The organism is Streptomyces sp. NPDC002845 (assembly GCF_053591955.1).
Genome location: NZ_JBSFUU010000210.1, coordinates 1 through 2235 on the forward strand (window position 1 = coordinate 1; position 2235 = coordinate 2235).

Consider the following 2235-nt stretch of genomic DNA (forward strand, 5'->3'; position numbering starts at 1 on the left):
GCAGACCCTGCGGATCGTGCTGGTGCAGAACTGCACCCGCACCCCGGGTGGGGGCGGCAGGCTGCGGATCCGGCGCCGCGAGCGCGCCGAGGACGGGGGTGACGGGCTGCCGCCCGGCCCGATACGCCTGGCCTCCCCATATGACACCGACGCCCGCTGGTCCGCCAAACGCGACCTGTTCTGGAACGGGTTCAAGCTGCAGACTCCTACAACGCAAAAGGTAACTTCGAGTTCCAGGTCATCGCGGGTGTGACCGCGGACCTCAGGACTCGATCACCCCGGGGTGCAGGCGGGTGAAGATCCCGGCGCTACGGTCGAAGTGCAGGTGGTGGTCGCTTCGTTGTCCACCCGAATCCGGCCGTGTGCGGTGAGTCCACCGCCGGCCTGGAGCGTTGATGGACCACCCCGAGGTCACGGTCGAGTTCGTCTTCGACCGGCTGGGCGCGGTAGAGCTTGCCGCCGCCTACCAGGTCCTCGTCCCCGTTCGGGGGCGAGCTGTTCGTCCCGGCCCCCAAGGTGATGGCCATGATCCATGCAGCGCTTTACGCCCGCGTGTCCTCGACCCGGCAGAAACAGCACGAGACGATCGACAGTCAGATCGCCTGCCTGCATGAACACGCACAGGAGCAGGGATGGGAGATCCCTGCTCAGTGGGTCTTCACCGACGACGGATGGTCGGGATCGACTCTGGTACGACCGGCCCTGGAGCGGCTGCGGGACGCGTGCGCCCAGCGGCTGATCGAGCGGATGGTCTGCCTGTCGCCGGACCGTCTGGCCCGCAACTACGCCCACCAGGTCCTGTTGATCGAGGAGTTCACCAAGAACGGCACCGACCTGGTGTTCATCCGCAATCCGGTGGCCACCACCCCGGAAGAGTCCCTGATGGTGCAGTTCCAGGGCATGATCGCCGAGTATGAGCGGGCGCAGATCTCCGAGCGCACCCGGCGCGGCAAGCTGCACCGGGCGAGGAACGGCGAGACCAGCGTCCTGGGCCGGGCGTCGTACGGTTACCGCTACCTCTCCCGCGCGGAGCACCGGACGGCGGCCTACGCGGTGGTGGAGGCCGAGGCCCAGGTGGTGGCACGGATCTTTCACCGGTACGCGGCCGGAGGGATCTCGATGCAGGCGCTTGCCCGCGAGCTGTCGAAGGACCAGATCCCCTCGCCGCAGGGTAACCCGCAGTGGGATGCCGGCACCTTGGGGAGAATGCTCCGCAATCCTGCCTATATGGGGCGGGCGTGCTTCGGGAAGAGTCGGACCGTGCCGGACGCACCCCGCCCCAACCGGACCTCACGGCTGGCCGGACGCGGTATCTCGCCGCAGGCCGGGGTCACCGCGACGCCGCGCGAGGAGTGGATCGAGATCCCGGTTCCCGCACTGGTCAGCGAGGAAGTCTTCATCCTGGTGGAGCGGCGGCTGGCGGAGAACGCGAAGTTCTCCCCGCGCAACACCAAGGTGCCCGTGCTCCTGCAGGGGCTGCTGATCTGCGACGTGTGCGGATACGCCTACAGCCGGACTTCGCAGGGGCCCGGCCCGAAGAAGTACCGCTACTACCGCTGTCCGGGCACCAACGGCTGGGAGCTGCCCGGAGGCGTCCGGGTCTGCACCAGCCGCCCGCTACGGGCCGATGACCTCGATGAACTCGTCTGGCAGCACGTTCTTACCCTGCTGTCAAACCCGGAGCTGGTCCGCGCCGAGCTGGAACGCCGGCTGGCACGTATGCGCGATGCCGCCCCGTTCCAGGCCCGCCAGGAGCGTCTGCACCAGGAGATCGCAGTGCTCGACGCAGCGATCGCCCGGCTGGTCGGGGCCTACCAGGAAGAGCTGGTCACCCTGGAGGAGCTCCGTGAGCGGGTGCCCCGGCTCCGGTCTCAACGGCAGATCCTGCACGGCCAGCTGAAGTCCCTGGCCGCTCAGCTCGTCGACCAGCAGGCATACCTCAAACTCGCCGAGAACCTCGAAGGGTTCCTGGACCGGCTACGCGAAAGCGCGCGAACCGCCTCGGTCCTCGACCGTCAACGCATCCTCCGCACGGTGGCCAAGGAAGTCCGTGTCGGCCCTGACCGGATCACGATCAGGCACTCGATCCCGTCCACGACATCCGATCCGACCCCCGGTTACCTGTTGCAACGCGGTCGTCCATCTCAGTGAGAGCTGTGACGACCCTGGATCGTCGAGGCGCCCCCATTTGGTCACCCACGTTGTCACGACCGACGCCACGGTCAACGACGCCAT

1 protein-coding gene and 1 pseudogene are annotated in these 2235 nt (G+C 67.7%); both read left to right on the forward strand.

Going from position 1 to position 2235, the window contains the following annotated elements:
• Positions 1 to 253 (forward strand): annotated as a pseudogene (locus ACWD3C_RS48370) (IS1182 family transposase); the annotation flags it as partial.
• A 272-nt stretch (positions 254 to 525) separates the two neighbouring features.
• Positions 526 to 2151: a recombinase family protein gene (locus ACWD3C_RS48375; RefSeq protein WP_451155179.1), complete on the forward strand. Its 1626-nt coding sequence runs from the start codon at positions 526 to 528 to the stop codon at positions 2149 to 2151.
• The last annotated feature ends 84 nt before the right edge of the window (positions 2152 to 2235 follow it).